At 41.1% G+C, this 15,884-nt stretch carries 17 protein-coding genes; all 17 read right to left on the bottom strand.

Features of this window, described 5'->3' with window-relative positions; genetic code table 11:
• Nucleotides 1-2 precede the first annotated feature (2 nt).
• The 17 genes from QM857_RS04070 to QM857_RS04150 all read right to left on the bottom strand — a co-directional run bounded on the left by QM857_RS04070 (nt 3) and on the right by QM857_RS04150 (nt 15,830).
• Entirely contained in the window at nt 3-2,129 is a 2,127-nt protein-coding gene (locus QM857_RS04070) for an SGNH/GDSL hydrolase family protein (protein WP_414275137.1), read from the bottom strand.
• The gene (locus QM857_RS04075) at nt 2,130-3,482 is read right to left on the bottom strand and encodes a phage tail protein (protein WP_414275138.1); all 1,353 of its coding nucleotides are present in this window, start codon (nt 3,480-3,482) and stop codon (nt 2,130-2,132) included.
• Entirely contained in the window at nt 3,482-4,090 is a 609-nt protein-coding gene (locus QM857_RS04080) for a phage tail protein (protein WP_414275139.1), read from the bottom strand. The genes QM857_RS04075 and QM857_RS04080 overlap by 1 nt, the downstream gene beginning before the upstream one ends.
• A gap of 103 nt (nt 4,091-4,193) precedes the next feature.
• Nucleotides 4,194-7,325, bottom strand: coding sequence for a phage tail tape measure protein (locus QM857_RS04085; protein ID WP_414275140.1), 3,132 nt, complete (start codon nt 7,323-7,325; stop codon nt 4,194-4,196).
• 275 nt (nt 7,326-7,600) lie between these two features.
• Nucleotides 7,601-8,020 carry a hypothetical protein gene (locus QM857_RS04090; protein ID WP_414275141.1) on the bottom strand — a complete coding sequence of 140 codons (420 nt, stop codon included), beginning with the start codon at nt 8,018-8,020 and terminating at the stop codon, nt 7,601-7,603.
• Nucleotides 8,020-8,625 (bottom strand): major tail protein, encoded by a 606-nt coding sequence (locus QM857_RS04095; RefSeq protein ID WP_414275142.1) that lies wholly within the window; start codon nt 8,623-8,625, stop codon nt 8,020-8,022. The genes QM857_RS04090 and QM857_RS04095 overlap by 1 nt, the downstream gene beginning before the upstream one ends.
• A 13-nt stretch (nt 8,626-8,638) precedes the next feature.
• Complete coding sequence (locus QM857_RS04100) at nt 8,639-8,962, bottom strand: hypothetical protein (protein ID WP_054365586.1); 324 nt, start codon at nt 8,960-8,962, stop codon at nt 8,639-8,641.
• Complete coding sequence (locus tag QM857_RS04105; protein ID WP_414275143.1) at nt 8,959-9,312, bottom strand: HK97 gp10 family phage protein; 354 nt, start codon at nt 9,310-9,312, stop codon at nt 8,959-8,961. Before QM857_RS04105 ends, QM857_RS04100 begins: the two co-directional genes overlap by 4 nt.
• On the bottom strand, nt 9,293-9,610 hold the full coding sequence (locus QM857_RS04110; protein WP_054365589.1) for a phage head closure protein: 318 nt from the start codon (nt 9,608-9,610) through the stop codon (nt 9,293-9,295). Before QM857_RS04110 ends, QM857_RS04105 begins: the two co-directional genes overlap by 20 nt.
• Nucleotides 9,607-9,885: a hypothetical protein gene (locus QM857_RS04115; protein WP_414275144.1), complete on the bottom strand. Its 279-nt coding sequence runs from the start codon at nt 9,883-9,885 to the stop codon at nt 9,607-9,609. Before QM857_RS04115 ends, QM857_RS04110 begins: the two co-directional genes overlap by 4 nt.
• Nucleotides 9,886-9,888: 3 nt before the next feature.
• Entirely contained in the window at nt 9,889-10,155 is a 267-nt protein-coding gene (locus QM857_RS04120) for a hypothetical protein (protein ID WP_414275145.1), read from the bottom strand.
• A 10-nt stretch (nt 10,156-10,165) separates the two neighbouring features.
• Nucleotides 10,166-11,581, bottom strand: coding sequence for a phage major capsid protein (locus QM857_RS04125; RefSeq protein ID WP_054365594.1), 1,416 nt, complete (start codon nt 11,579-11,581; stop codon nt 10,166-10,168).
• Nucleotides 11,547-12,155, bottom strand: a complete 609-nt coding sequence (locus QM857_RS04130) for an HK97 family phage prohead protease (RefSeq protein WP_054368725.1) — start codon at nt 12,153-12,155, stop codon at nt 11,547-11,549. Before QM857_RS04130 ends, QM857_RS04125 begins: the two co-directional genes overlap by 35 nt.
• Nucleotides 12,127-13,347, bottom strand: coding sequence for a phage portal protein (locus tag QM857_RS04135; RefSeq protein WP_414275146.1), 1,221 nt, complete (start codon nt 13,345-13,347; stop codon nt 12,127-12,129). Before QM857_RS04135 ends, QM857_RS04130 begins: the two co-directional genes overlap by 29 nt.
• On the bottom strand, nt 13,344-15,080 hold the full coding sequence (locus QM857_RS04140) for a terminase large subunit (protein ID WP_414275147.1): 1,737 nt from the start codon (nt 15,078-15,080) through the stop codon (nt 13,344-13,346). The genes QM857_RS04135 and QM857_RS04140 overlap by 4 nt, the downstream gene beginning before the upstream one ends.
• Nucleotides 15,077-15,439: a P27 family phage terminase small subunit gene (locus QM857_RS04145; RefSeq protein WP_414275148.1), complete on the bottom strand. Its 363-nt coding sequence runs from the start codon at nt 15,437-15,439 to the stop codon at nt 15,077-15,079. Before QM857_RS04145 ends, QM857_RS04140 begins: the two co-directional genes overlap by 4 nt.
• Nucleotides 15,440-15,548: 109 nt before the next feature.
• Complete coding sequence (locus QM857_RS04150; RefSeq protein WP_263480687.1) at nt 15,549-15,830, bottom strand: HNH endonuclease; 282 nt, start codon at nt 15,828-15,830, stop codon at nt 15,549-15,551.
• Nucleotides 15,831-15,884: the final 54 nt, after the last annotated feature.

Here is a 15,884-nt window from a genome sequence, read left to right on the forward strand (position 1 = left end):
GTCTATACTTCTTTCAGATTAAATTTCAAGCCACGGAATTTACTAGCAACTCCAGGGATGTTTTTGGCTGAAATTCGATAAAAACCAATATCGAGCGTAGCTCCGTCTGATAACGTCTGACCATTTGATGTCAGAATCACGTTGTCTCCAAAATAGCGGACAATTGACGGACGTTCAATATAAACCGAAACCTCAAACATTGTCTTTGTTTGAGTAGAATTTAGTTGTCCTTCTAAATCGAAGCCGTCAGTTCTAGTAATCCACTTCACATCTTTTTGTTCATCAGTCAAATAATCTGAATAATTCAAATCAGATGCCACTTTGTTATTTTGATACACAATTTTACTAACACCTGAAACAAATACCGTTTGAGGAATCAACTGACTAGCTAAGAATTCTGCCCCTTTTTGATGACCAAGATCTCCAAAGTGGCACATGTCTGGAATTAAATCCTTGAGCTTGTATTCTGAATGGTTCAAAATATTACTTGTGCCAGCATTATAATCAATGAATGGTAATCCTAATTCTTTGGCTAAATCCTTCTTGATGTTGTCAGCGATCGCATTAATCTTCGAACCAAATCGTTTGTAATTCTCAAATTCAGCTTGAGTACTCATTAGTACAGGTTTAATTCCTTTTGCCAACAATCGACTTACAACATTGATATGATCGTCTCGAAATGATTTAATCTTACTAGCATCATATACCATGTCATTTATACCCATAGCAATAAATGCATAATCAATTGTTTCATGTATCGGAGATAGAACGGCATCCAAATTTTGACGGAGCCAGCTAATATTTTTTCCAGAAAAACCTCGATTATAAATTTTATGATCGAAATTGTAACCACGTTGTTGATTAATAATATTATTGAGTATTCCAGAATATGTATTATTTCCGTCTTTTAGATTATTAATATTATCGTTGTTGCTGGTGTAATTTGAAGTCCTCCAGCCATCAGTCGTGCTATCTCCCAGCGTCACAATAACAGTTTTTTTAGTCTGAAGGTCGACAATCAGTTCTTCCAATTGCCATCCATTATTTGGTAATGATTTTGTAGTCTGAATAAAATTATTACTAGAATAATGCGTGAGTTCTTCAAGATATACTGATGCAATCAAAATGTCTGTATTCTTGCTTGTAAAAGTTGCTCCATTAGACATCACTGAACTCTTTACTAGCTTAAACTTATTTTCTATAGTATCCAAAATAAGATGATGCAAGTATCCACTACTAACTTGAAGATTTTCATGCTCTTTTATCGAGTAGTAACTTGTCCCTTTTGAAACAATAATCTCATTCTGTTCTCCAAAACCATTAAAACTAAACGTTTTTGAATAATTGTCATAGATTATTTTGCCTTGTACAACCGAACCGATTAAGCTATCCTGCGTATATTCTGAGTAGCCAATTGTCTTAACGAACATAGAATTAACTGGATAATGTAAAGTACCCTTATACATAATAGCAAGTATGACTTGCGTTGACGTGATGTTCTTAACGTTCGCCAAAGTCATCACGGTTAACCCTTTATTTTGGAAGTCGTAAACAACATATTCTGACAATCCAGTTGGTTCGTAACTAATGCTCAAATTAGCATTTGGAGCATAATTTTTATTTCCAAACGAAATCCATGTATCTTTTTTTAAGGATACTGTTTTAGTCTTACGATCAATAGTTAATAATCCGTCGAAAATTACGCCGAACTGATTAGGAACGCCGTCAGTTGGCGATTGATATGAACCACCATCCGCCCATGAACTTCCGTCCCAGTAATTCCAGTGGCCGTTATCAGTTGTAACATAAATACCTTTATCACCAGATGGCTTTGCTGAACGTAAAGCTGAAACATTTGGATATGTTCCTTTAGGAGTTCCGTCTAGAATATTATTAAGCATAGCTTTTATTTCAGCTTCGTCTGCTTTTGAATTGATAATATTATCAATCGTAGAGAATCTATCGGATAGATGGTCAAAGGTACCTCTGGCCTTAGCCACTTCCATATTTGTGTTGCCATCAAATGTTGCATCTTCATAGACTCGTTCTATACCGTCATGAATAGCTTGTCGAACATCGCGACCAAAAACTCCTTCCTTGATAACTTTTAAATATTGGTCAATTCCCATTTAAACTTTCCTTTCTAGATTTTCAATTCGTTTCAATAGATCATCTAAGTCAACTTTCTTTGAAATTAGCAAATAATCCAGTTTTTTCTTATCTTGAGTAGATAAGAGTTGGCTAGACTGTTCGTTCACGGTATTATTGACAGTTTCAACTGTCTCTGCAGCTGCATTAGCAATAACTCGCACTTCTTCCAATCTTGCCTGTTGCTCTTTAAGCTGATTAGTTGTAACTAATTGCCGAGTTCGCTTACGAATATTATCTAACTGCCACTCTTCCGCAGACTTAAATTTTTCTCCAATCGTCAAACTAGATCTCTCAACATTTAACAAATCAATCTGTCGAGCAACAACTCTCAGTCGCTCGTCGATAAACATAACAGGATTGATAACCCTATATGTGTTACCTTCCTCAAACTCGTCAAAATTCGGGTTGATGTGCGATAAGTTGACTGCTGAAACAGAGTATTGATAAGCTACAGCTTTTTGAGTGGCTAGCTGGCTTTCTCCTGCCTGTTTTAGAGCAACAGGGTTCTCTATTTCATCAAACGTGGCAGTCTCCATTTTGATACCATACTCGGCAATCAAATCAGGTCTATCGATGTAGTCTTTTCCGTTGTTGACTGAGGCAATGCTGACACGCTGATTTGTCTCACTATTTTGCTTGCCATATACAAGCAGGCGAGATACGATGCCCTCTGGGTTGATATGCTGCTTTAATGACAATAGATTGACAGAGAGCTTGATTTCCGTGTCGCTGTCAACACCAATCTGCTTCTTAAAATCAAGATATCTCTTCCCATTCTCCTTGCGAATTTGTAGTTCCAGTCCATACTCGTTCAGGATAAGGTTTGTCAATGTGGCAAAAGTCGACTTGGCAGGGTCTACATCGGCTTCCATGTGGTCGCCTGTTGCGATTAGGTCTGTCAAATCACCTGGCAAAAATTCCTTATAAGATTCCAGGTTGTCATTGTGGAATTTCAAGACTTGTTTTACAAAATCAGATTTCTTCCCGCGGTAAATTTGTTGCCTTTGTTTGCTGTCGTTCAGAAAATCAAGCTCCGATTTGGCATTGTATGCAAATGTAAACACTCCACTTTCTGCCATGTCATTTGTGATTGGGGCGATACGACCGTAAAATACTTCTCTACCTGTCCGCATATTGACTACTTGTACCATGGTCTGTAAAGGCTTGATAAGAGCCTTGTAACCAGCGTTGTTTGGCAAAAACTGGAAATCAAACTGGGCAATCTTATTGATTTCAAACTTAATAATGGCCGACAAGAGCTTATTCCCGCCAGCCATTGAATCGTGTATCGGTGTCACGTTGGCACCGTTAATCAAACTAACTGCATACATCAAATCAGCTCCTTAAACCATTTGAACGAGATTCTGCCGTTTCCTTTGATGCGAATTTCATTCTCTTTTTCGAGTGTGAAAAAGTCATATACACGACTACCTGGAATAATACTGAACTGTTGATTCCGCATAGTCAATGTCATGTTGCTGGTCGACGTAATCTCTGGTCGTGCCAAGCTGATGCCTGTGTTGACCAATAGAATATCAAGCGAACCTTTAACATCGAAAGCAATATCTTGGAATGCGTCTAGTTCAAAGTTAAATTCATCCCAGATATCGCTTCCTTCAGCTTTCTCGGAAATCATGAAGGGATAGGCTGTGAATGTAATTTTTAGCACACCATGCGCCCAATCCTCTTCAAAAGCACTATCCCCTTGGACTTCGGCTAGGAAATAAAAACCAGGAATTGCATCGTCATATAGAGGTGCGAGTCCAGTAGTACCCATTAGCCAGTTAATAGCACTTGTTTTAGCCATATTCATGGCTTCTTTCGTGCCATAGATTGTATTCTTGATTTTTATTTGATAGGTCAATGTCCTCTGTTCGTAGAGCTGCCCGCCGTAAACCGTTGAAAAATCATATTTTTCATTTGAAAATGGAATTGGCACCAGTACCTTCTTTTTGTTAGGGATGCTAATTGACCGTTCATTTAACAAAAGCAAGCCTTCATCTTCAAATGAGTGCCTGCCATTGTATCTAATTCCGTAGTGTTTAGCCAACTGTGCCTCCTCCTTCGATAATTTGAATACGCTGTGCTTGGGCATCTGAAACATATCCCACAATCAATTGAGCGAATGTTTTGCCGTCAATATTTAAAATGATTGGTTGTGGATTTGGTTGTTCCACATTCACAATAATCTTGTCTTTGACAGTAGACATGATATGATCTGCTATCATTCCAAGTGTGCTTTCGTTTAATGGCAGTACCGCTTCTTTACCAGCCTCTCCACCACCCATCAGCCCATTACTGTTCATGCCAAAAATGGTTGGTTTGGTTAAAATACCACCTTTGGCAAACCATGTAATATCAATAGATGGCAATGACCCCTTACCACCGAATCCCCACGGTGCCTCACCACCGCTGATGTTGAAGCGTGGTAGTTTCGGTCTAGGTAGTGACCATTCAAAGTTAAAGAAACCCTTCATAGCATTGATAGCATTGGAAACAGCATCTCTAGCACCGTTAATGGTATTCGTAATAGTATCTCTAATACCATTCCAAACACTGTTTACAGTATTAAAAATGCCAGACATTATACCACTAATTGTGCTCGATATTCCGTTAAATACATTAGAAATAGTATTGGAAATCGAGGTTACTATATTGCTGATGAATGACAATATGCTATTCCAAATTGTGGATACTATATTGAAAATCATGTTGAGTACAAATTGGATATAGGTCACAATCGCTTGCCAAGTCGTTTGAATGTATTGCTGAATAGCTGTGAGAACTGTCTCAATGATGGACTTGATTGCATTGATTAAGCCGTCTACAACACCTCTCATCGTCTCCCATGCGCCAGACCAGTCACCGTTAATCGCCTGCATAACCGCCTTGATGATTCCAAGTACAGTGTTGATTGCTGTCTCTACAATTTTTTTGATGACTGTCCAGACTGTCTCGATGACTAGTTGGATATTCGACCAAGCGGCTTGAATGAGCGGCTGTAAAGCTGTCATGACTGTGTTAATGACAGATAAGATGGCATTCCAGACTATTTCTGCGGACGACTTGATCAACTCTTGGTTTTCCGTCCACCAGTCCACAACCACTCCAAACATGCTCATGATGAAGTCAGAAACTTCACTTACAACTTTGTTAATGACTTCCAGAATGGCATTCCAAACTGTCATGACAGCGTCACGAAATCCCTCGTTTGTGTCCCATAGATACTTAATACCAATTACGACTGCTGCAATAGCGGCAACAATTAAAGCAGCAATACCGATTATGGGTGCAGCTGCTGCAATCATTGCTCCGATGGATGTTCCAAGCGCAACTGCTGCTGCTTGCAAGGTTAAGAATATCGGGACTAGAATCCCAGCGACTGTGACTACACCTCCCAAAATCACGATGAATTCTTTTACTGGACCAGGTAGACCACTGAACCACTCTGCAATATCTTTGACTATGTTTCCCAGCACTTCAAATACAGGGGCTAGAACTTCAGCAATTGCTGCGCCTAGTTCGGACATAGCTAGCGTGACTGAGTTTTGTGCTGTCTTAAATTTATCAATTGGATCCAGAGTAGCTTCAAATGTCTTTGAAACCGCTCCTACTGAGTATTCAGCAGATTCAGCGAATGATTGGAAGTCAAAAGAACCACGCTTGATTGCGTCAATCATTTGAGGTGCTTTCTTGGCTCCGAATATTTCCATAGCGAGTCCCATTGCTTCGGTTTCGCTAGTTGTATTCTTTATCTTATCGATTGTTTCGACAAGACCTTCTTTCAAGGTCTTACCTTGTGTAGCGTAAGAGCCTGCTGCCTTCGTTAATCCTGATAAAGCACTTGAAGCATCGACACCACTCGTCTCAAATTGTCCGAGCAATGCTACACCTTCTTCAAATGAAAGGCCTAACATTTTAATCTGTGGTGCGCCTTCGATAGCTTTTTTCATCAAGTCATCAACAGATACACCAGTTGATTGAGCTGTGTAGGTTGTAGAGTCTAGGACTTTCGCTAAATCACTAGTTGATAGCTCATAAGCTTCCAAGGCTTTACTTGCTGAAATAGTTGAATTGGTAATGTCTGTACCGTTGATTTCAGCAAACTTAATCATTTCTACGGATACATCTTTGAGGGCATCACCAGTCAGTCCAAATTGTGTGTTGACCTCTCCGACTGCTTCACCAGCCTTGCTGAAATCAGTTGGGATAGTTGTCGCGATGTTTGAAGCAATATCTTGCATTTCTTTCAAACTATCGCCTGTCGCACCAGTTTTGGTCACGATAGTGTCCATGCCTTCGTCAACTTGCCTGAAGGCTTCTAGTGCATTCTTTCCAAAATCCACAAGTTTCTGACTAATATCAGCTAGCTTCTCTGAGAATTGATTAAGTAGCTCAGCTTTTAGAAGATTGTTCGTTTCAGTCAGAGTTCCAGATGCTTGTTTGCCAGCTCCACCCAAATTCTTCATCTCTTGAGAAAGATTTGAATACGCTGTTTTAGCTTGGTTCAGTTGAGCTTCCATTTTGTTAGCTTCAACAGAATTTTCGCCATATTCTTGCTTGGTTAGTTCTAACTGCTTCTCGAGATTTTCAATCTGTTTAGCGACGAAAGAGGATTGTGCGCCAATCTTTTTCTGCGCCAGAGCTAGTTTTTCGGACTCGCTAGCATTTGCTCCTAGTTGGCTTTCTTGTAGTTTGAATGAACTTACAACTTTTTCAGATTCACTTGCAAGGCGAGTCTGCTCTTTCTGTAAGTTCTGAAGCTGACTCTTATTGCTTTGGGTAGCATTGCCGTTTTCTGCAAGTGCCTGGTTAACGTTTGCTAGTTTGCCTTCGTAACCTTTCAGGACATTCTTAGTAGTTTCAACTTCACGTTGAAAAGCTCGATACTGCTCTTCACCAATCTTTCCTTCTGCAAATTGATTCTGGACCTGCTCCTCTGCAGTCTTCAAAGTTTCGAGTTTCTCTTTAGCGTTGGAAACCTGTTTTGCCAAGAGTTCCTGTTTCTGGCTAAGCAAGACAACGTTGCCAGGGTCAAATTTCAAGGCTTTATCAATTTCTTTGATTTCCTTGCTGGCATCAGAGGCAGACTTATTGACATTTTTTAAGGCCTTATCTAAGCCGGTTGTGTCGCCACCAATTTCAATATTGATACCCTTAATTTTTCCTGCCATGTGTCCTCCTTTCTTTAAAAATAAAAGTGCTGAGAGAGCGATTCTAGCAACGTTTTCCTTGAGTTAACAAGGTATTCATCGTAGAAATTCTCTCAAAGCACTTTAGAAATTATCAATATCGTCTTGTGTAGCTCTTCTTGTCTTAACTTCGGTCTGTTTGTCTGGATCACGAAGATTGACATAGTCTGTTTGGTAGTCAAGGGCCATGCCAAGTGTGATGTGTTGTAGCTCCTCTACTGACAGACCGACTTCTTTACAGCAGGATAAATAGGACTCTACTGTAAAAAGTTCATCACTTGCAGATTCGCTGTCATCGAAGGCTTTTTTGTGGCCATGTTTGCCTCCAGCATTTCCATTAAGACAGGAGCGACGTCTTGGACAGGGAAATATTCCAAATCCATGTAAAAATTGTCGTAAGGCTTGACCGTAGGGTCTCCCGATTTCACAAAAGTCCAAAACAGTCGGTTAAAGAAAGTCATATCGAAATCTTTCAACATGGACATGTCTAGCTTACTGACATCAATTTCTTTCTGTTCTTGTGACAAAGCCATCATTTTCAATAGGGCGTCCCCCTGGAACATGTTCATCAAGTCCTGGAAATAATCACGGCCAAATTGATTTTTGTAAGCAATTGGCGTATAGCCATTAGTTACCAAGCGAAATTCTTGGTCTTCAATCTGAAAAAGTCGCTCCATTAGCCACCTACTCCTTCTGTTGCTCCAAATGTCACGCCTTCTGCAGGTTTGTAAACATTTTTAAACCAACTGTCGTAAACCTCTTTGGTTGTATTTGCTGTTGTCCGAGTCTTAACAGCTTTATCAGATGATCGTGGGACTGATGCAAAGGAAAGTTCCGTAGTGTTCGGGTCTCCTGACTTAGTTTTTGAACCCTGCTTTGGTCGAGTAACTGTACACTTGTACATTACGTAACGAGTAGCATTCTTATCCCCCTCAATTTGGAACATCATCGCAAAGGCTGCTTGCTCCGCATCAGCAAACTCAGACTGTGTTCCGTCTGAAGCTAGCTTCTCCCCTAAAATTTCAGTTTGGAAATACTCGGTCAAGCGAGCAATTGTCAATGTACCTGTGTAGCCCTTGTTGGTTGAGCCGCCATAGTAGGTCACGTTGTCTGCTTGGAAATCAATCGTTTCTCCTTGTGGCTCAATTGTCAACTCGACGGCCCCAGGTAGTGCTTGTGGAGTGTCGTAAGTCAAATTGCCTAGGGCATCCTCTGAGGTAATTTTGGCAATATGGACTTTCTCCAAACCAAATTCAATTTTGTTTTCTGGTTTTTTTGTCATGTTCTTCTCCTTCTTAAATTAGACTGACATCATATATGACTTGATAGAGCCCTTCTGACTCAATGTACATCTCATCAGAAAACTCAAAAAAGAGCTTGTTTTGATTAAACAGGCTCTTTAATGTATCTTCCAATGCTTCATTTTTCTTATCAGTAATCAGTTCTACCGTAACTGATTTGATAGTGTGATACGCTTCATTATCAGCATTGAGATTATCCTCTCCATCCTGATAATAGACTGCGTAGGGTGGTTTAGGGTTTTCCCCTTTCCTGAATTGACGGTAACGGCACGGTATTCCTAATTCATTCATGACAGCTGCAAATTCTGATAGTTTCATTGGCCAATTCTCCTGATGCGTTCTTCAAATTCGGCAATAGCTTCTGCTTCCACTGGTGCGATATGGACCTGCGGGCTCGTTCGTCCACCATCACGGTTGACATGCCCATTTTCAAGTAAATGGGTTAGGCGATAGTCAGGTCCTCTGACATATGCCACATAAGTTCCGTTCTTTAATCGTTTCTTGGCCCATTTCTTTCTATAGTTTCCTGTCATCTTTGGGCTGCTGACCCTTAAGTTGGCTACAGCTTTATCGACAACATCGCTAGCAGCTTCATCAACTTCTTGCTCAACTTCTTCCGACCACTCTTCCAGTGCAGACATGATTTCGCTAGTTAGATCCAGTGCCATTTTTTACTACCTCACAAGTCAATTCGATGATATCCCCATTTTCAAATGTCTTGATGACCTCGTATCTCACTCCTTCAAAATCCACATACACCTGATTGTCATACTCAAAATCGTGGACCTCAAGTACCATGGAAGGATTCATGTTGGCTTGTGATGCAAAATAATACTCTGACCGTGTGAGAGACCGCTTATTGCATGATACCTCAACACCTACCTCTTTGTAGGTTGGTTGTAGCAACTCATCCAATGTCGGCTCTTCAGAAAGCGAAATTAGGGTGCAATCTTCATTCCATCTCATGACTCTGCCTGCTTCCTATATGTGATTTGATAGTCGTGCAATTTCTGCTGTAGATAGCGTGGCATGGTTGGCTGGTCTTTGTTGATGTACTGGTAGTATGTCCAATCGGCAACGAAGATAGCATGGTGAGGTAGATTCAGGTCAATGGCAATGCCCTTGACTTGTTCTAACTCATCAATAGAGCTTTTGATAAGCTTTGTTAGATATTCGTCGCGTTTGTCGGACTTGATACCTTCTTTCATTTTAACCAGTTTCAAGACATCTGAATTTTCCATGGCTTACTCGCTTTCTGTTGTAGTGGTTTCTGAGGACAGCTCGCTTGCTAACTCGGACACAGATTCAGAAACACTTTCACTTACTGATTCGGAATGCAGTATTTCGATTTCCTCCAAAACAGCTACAAGCGGTTCTTCATTCAAACCGTTCAGATAGTCTACTCGGTCTTTTGCCGTCACAAACTCCTCATCTTTTCTCCGAAGGCCAATCGGAGATTGGCTATCGGAAAAAGTTACGAGTGCTTTAACTCTTACATCAACTGACTTCATGGTTTACCACCTAACCTGGTGTGTTAGCCTTGTCTGCAGCGAATGTCACATCTGTTGGTGCTGGGGCAACTGCTCCATCTTTACCTGATGCATTGACTGCCACGAAAGCCTCACCAAAGATTGGACGCCCGTCATAACGTGCAATGCCCTTGAAGACAGTATTGTCCTCGATGAATTGAGCATGTTCAGATTGGGCCATGGTTGCTCCCTCACGTTCTGCTAAAATGTAAAGAGAGCCAAAGCCACCGATAATATGTCCATCTGGGATGAAGTTTAGTTCTTCAACATCACCGCCAATGACAGGCAATGTATTGTCAAGACCTGACGCGATTGCTGCAGCCGAGTTGAAACTCATCAACTTAATTTTCAAGTCTTGATGTGTTTTGCGAGACATAGCCCAGAAGACATTGCCGTCTGAGTAGTCGGCATCAATGACATTTAGCTTAGTAGCCAATTCCTGATAATATTTGATAGGATCAGTGATTTTAGTAGGTACTACTGACAAGTGAGTAGAATGCAGGTCAGTCCAGTCTGGCTCATTCTTACCCCAGTAGCTAGGTTTCTGGGTTTCTGCCAAGCGAGTCACAATACCAACAGGCATCTTAGTCCCTTTACCGTAAAGGATAGCCTTATCAAGAGCAAGACCAATGGCTTGAGCGAGACCCAAAAGAATTTCGTTAGCAAGGTTGAGGTCTGAGTCCTTCAAGATGGAATTAGGGACAGCTGTAAAGCCACCAACCTTGTAGCCGTCAACTTCGACTTGATTGAATTTGAAATCAACTTCATTGAGTTTTCCAATCATCTCCGTCCAGATACCTTCTGGGATTGTACCAGCGATGTTCTGACGAGCTTCGCCCTTCACAGGTTTGAGCCAAACTTTAGTGATTAGTTTTGAATATTGGTCCATGTTGTTGCGAAGCAACTCCAAGAACACTTCTGGAATGGTCAATTCTGAACCATTGACAGCACGTTTTTCTTGGATAAGACTGCGTGTGTTTTCTAGGAATGACTTGACTTCGCTGCGTTCTACCAATTCAGCCATAGCAGCGCGAGTCAATCCACCAAAATATTTGTTTCGTGTCATAGTTGAGAGTTCTCCTTTTTGTTTGTTTCGGTTTTCAGGTTCAGCAGCAGGTTCTTCTTTGGGTTCATCTTTAGGCTCCTTGCCTTCCAATGCAGCCAATTCTTCTTCAAGTTCGTCAATTTCGGATTGGATAGCATCGACTTGGTCTTGATATTCAGCTTGTTCCTTTGTCAAAGTGTCGATTTCTTCTTCGACAGCCTTGATTTCTTCGTCAGACCGTGCTTCTTCGATGGCTACTTCAAGCTGAGCACTGCGTTCATCAAAGTTATTACCGTCGTTCAGCTCAGACAAGCTTTCTTTCAAGACCTTAATTTTGCGACGGAGCATGAGTTGTTTTAGCATGGGTTAATTTCTCCTTTAATTGTTTTTTTCGGACTTCCAAGGTCCGATTTTGTAGATTTTCAAAATCTCGTTTCCGAGCTTGAACACTAGTAGCTTCATATGCTGGGAAAGTTACGATAGATACTTCATGTAGGTCAATCTTCTCAATTGTCCACTTGATTGTTCCATCTTCACGGAATTCTGTTGATTCTTCGATGATGTTAAAACCAAATGAACATTGATCCACATCTCCACGTTGAACACGAGCATACAGATTAAGTGCATCAGTATCTTGTTCGTTGATAACAACACGGGCCCATAGTCCCTTGTCATCAGCTTCCAAAGTCAATGTACCAGCCTTATTACGACCAAGTACAAGCTCTGTATTGTGATTGATAAGCGCTCGAATATCATTCTCGAGAGTATCATCAAATGCGCCACTTTTGATTTCTTCAAAAGCACCTGGCCACAATTCTGTTTCAGAGCCATAGACTGCAAAATAACCTTCAATTACTTTCTCTTGTTGGCCTTCTTGTTGTTCACGAACAGCAAGTTCAGATTTAAAGCTACGAGTCAGATAGGTTGTTCTCTCCACTTATTTCTCCTTTCTCTAGTTTTTTCTGATCGCCAATCTTGTCCACTGGAATAAAGTTTTCCAAAATGACAAGCTGGTCCAACCCTTCTTTTGGTGGCAAGTTTATCCAATTACGGACTTCATTCCCTTCCATCAATCCACGAATATAGAGATTTGAGCCAATTTCCGACAAAGCCTTGAGGTCGTAAGTCAGTAGACTTCTCCAGTTCAAAATAAAATAGTGATGTGGAGAAAGTAGCAACTTGGCTGTCAGTTCCTGTTGAATAATCTCAGCGATGGAGCGTATGCGAGTGGTGACAAAGTTATCAAACTCAGCTTTATCGAATTTACCGACACCGACAAAAAAGGCTGGTACTTGTAAGATATTGGCAATGGTTGTCTTATCTACTTCCACACTGTCCTTGATGGCAATGTCATTCAGACTAAGTGGTTTGATTTGCTGGACATCTATCATCTCAGCAGGAATAATCCATGGCTTGCCAGCCGTAGAGTTTTTTAGGTACATGTCAAATACCTTGTCACGACCTTCTTCCGAAGCAAGCTCTGCCGTATTGGCATCCGTCTTGACAATCAGAGATGGCATATACTTCCCAGACATAAATTCATTTTTTGTATCAGAAGCCTGCTTGAGATTTTTCAGCAGGTCAGCCATGACAACCCTATACCCTTGCCCAAGCCAAGGCTTTTCAGGGTGGACATTCATGGCAAAGTGTAGCACTTCGTCAGATCCATACACTTCTTGGTAATCATAGACAACTTGATAGTCAAAGCTGGTCCCGTCAAATCGTATTTTTGATGGTGGCAATGGTTTCAAGTCAGCAATCAAGCCATCTTTGTCAATGATTGGATAGACAACGCTATTCCCATCGCCTTCCAAAAGCATTGACCTGACAATGTTGGCTACCCACTTCTTACGGCTCATCCACTTGTAAGGATTGACATCAATCTTGCGAGATAGCTCATTCTTGAGCCGAATGTCGCCTTTTTCTGTGTTCTCCATCAAGTGGATGGTCATGGACGAAACCATGTCAGCAATCCTATCAACCGCCGTCCGAACTTCTGGACAATCAGCAAGCCGAATATAACCCTGTGACATGGATTTTTTGAAAAAATCCTCTGACACAAAGACTTGCATAGCAGATGATGGCTCAGACCGAATTTGATTTGTGTTGTTTTTCTTTCGTTTTTTCAATTTCTTCCTCCGTTCAACCAAGCAGAAGCGTTGCCTGATTTCTCGCTATCTTCTAGCATTTGACAAGCAGCAAACACCGACGCATCGAATAAGTCAATACGCATAGACTTCTCGACCTTTTCATACTGGATCATGTCATCGACCTTTTCAATCCCACGGACATTTCCGACACAATACTCATATGCGTCAGAATGGCAATAGTAAAATTTCCCGTTGAGTGACTTGGTTTCAATTCGTCTGAAGCCTTCCGACTTTTTCCAGAAATACTGTGGAGCATCCACAATCTTGAACTTGGCCTTTTTCATACCTGAGAAGAACTCACGACCGAACTTCTTATCAAATCCCACACGTTGGATTTTGAAACCCATATCCCTCATACTGACAAACCAATTCACGATGTCGTCATAGGAAACTGTTGGAGTGTTTGACATGGTCAACCATCCATCTTGTTCCCAACCAAACAATGGAATACCATCATCATTAGCCTTCTGATGTGCAGCAGTAATTGGGAAGAATGCATGAGTGATAACAATGTCCACATCTTCATAAGTTCCGTATAGAGCTGCAGCAGTCAAATCATGAAGCTTGGACAAGTCTGCACCACCATACCATTTGATAGGCAACTTAACCAAGTCTTCCAAGGTCCAGTCATAATTCAAATCAGAGTTGATAAAGTCCTGAACATTGAAATATGCCGTCATTGAGTTAGTGAAGACATTGAGGGTCTTGTTAAAGAATTCATTCCGTGTCTGTGGATCAGCCAATGCGACCTCTGCATCGTGGACAAGTTCCTTGAGCTCGACCGTCACACCAAGCGACGGATTGGCTTGCTGGATGTAGATTGGGTTAGTGAAATCGACTATTTTCCCATCTTTATCGGTATCCGCATCACAGATAAACAAGAAATAACTGTCATCTTCCACAGTTCCATCAAGAACCTTGTCGCAGTACTTCAACCGCTGGGCCAAGAAACCGTTTGGCTTGTCCCCTGCAGTCGTGATGGCCATAAGCAACTTATTCCGATAAGCCCTCTGGGCATTTTTCATCAGCGTGTACTTCTTGGATGACTTCATCCCGTGGATCTCATCTAGGATGATGATGTTCCCGTTGAATGAGTCCAGATTGTCTTCTTCAGCAGCAAGAGCATTGATGGTGAAAGAGCCTTTGGAAAACTCCTTACGGATTACATGCTCATTGTTGTTATCCTTGATTTTGATGGACTTATCTTTCCAGAACTTGACTGTATGCGTTAAAAAGTCAAAACTCTCTCGTGTTTGTTTGAGAGAGTTGGCTAGGATATACACATTTGAGCCACTTTGGTTATCTAAGATAGCAGCTGTCAAAGCCAGGGCAGAGGCAAATGGTGTTTTACCGTTTTTCCGTGGCAACATAAAAAGCGCTTCAGTGAAACGCCTTATTGTTGTATTTTTACGATAAAAACCAAAGAGATTGACGATACAGAAAATCTGCCAAGGTTGCAAAATGAAAGGGGTATTTGTTAAGGGCATACCCTCCAAGGATTCGCCTTTCCTGTGTACGATCAAACCCTGAATGAATTTTACTGCAAAATCAAACTGCTCATTTCTAAAATCAAACTTGTCGCTTGCAAGGTCATCGAGAAACCTCTGGCAAGCCTTTATTCTCCTCTTGCCAGCAATTATCTTGCCAGAGACTACATCAGTTGCATAGTCCACCGCTATTTTGAAGTTGGGTGAATTGTTTTTGATCATCATAGCAGATTAGCAATCATGCCTTCCAGACCTCCAGCATCCTTTTGTTTAGGTGGTTCGATTCCGACAGCCTTTGGATTTAAGCCAAGTCTATCCGAATAGGTAACAATATCCTTGCGAAGATTTTCCATGGACTGAACCAACGGTGTCTTTCTCTCAACAATGGTGCCTCTACCTGTTTCATGCTCTTCTGTGAACTGTGACCCATTAGCCAAGAACTCTTCCCGTGCGTTCTGGTAGTCATAGAGCAAGCCAGAATAGATTTCGATGATGTCATCATAATGCTTTGAGTAGGTCCCCATTTCTTTCATGGACTTCACAATTCTGTTTTTGATTGTGCTTTGTCCTTTAGGCCTTGCCAAAAACTCCCCTCCTTCCAAAAATTTCGTGTAAAAATGTGACAAAAATCCTCACAGAATCGTAGAGGGGGAAAACTTTCCCCTTCCCGGTCCCCAACGGCACAAAGTGATTTTAATTTTGAGGGGGGGCTTTGTGAATGACTGAAAGATTTTTATAAAATTCATCAAAAAATTTTTTTCGTTTTCTTTGCCACCACAAGCCCTGCCCTACAACTTTGTCGTTGGTTCTATCGTGAAAGGTTCCGTGTACTTTGTTAGTCAGACTAATAACATTCCAAGATACAAACTCCAGTTCTGGATATTCTGATACTGGATAAATGTGATGTACCATTTCAGCTGGAACAGTCTTGCCGTATCTCAACGATTCTTGACAGAGATACTTGTCACGTTTCATTGTACGACTTCGGAACTTATCCCAGCGACTAGACTTCAGCGTTTTACGAACAGG

This window comes from Streptococcus infantis (assembly GCF_047463315.1).
GTDB classification, from domain to species: domain Bacteria; phylum Bacillota; class Bacilli; order Lactobacillales; family Streptococcaceae; genus Streptococcus; species Streptococcus infantis_AB.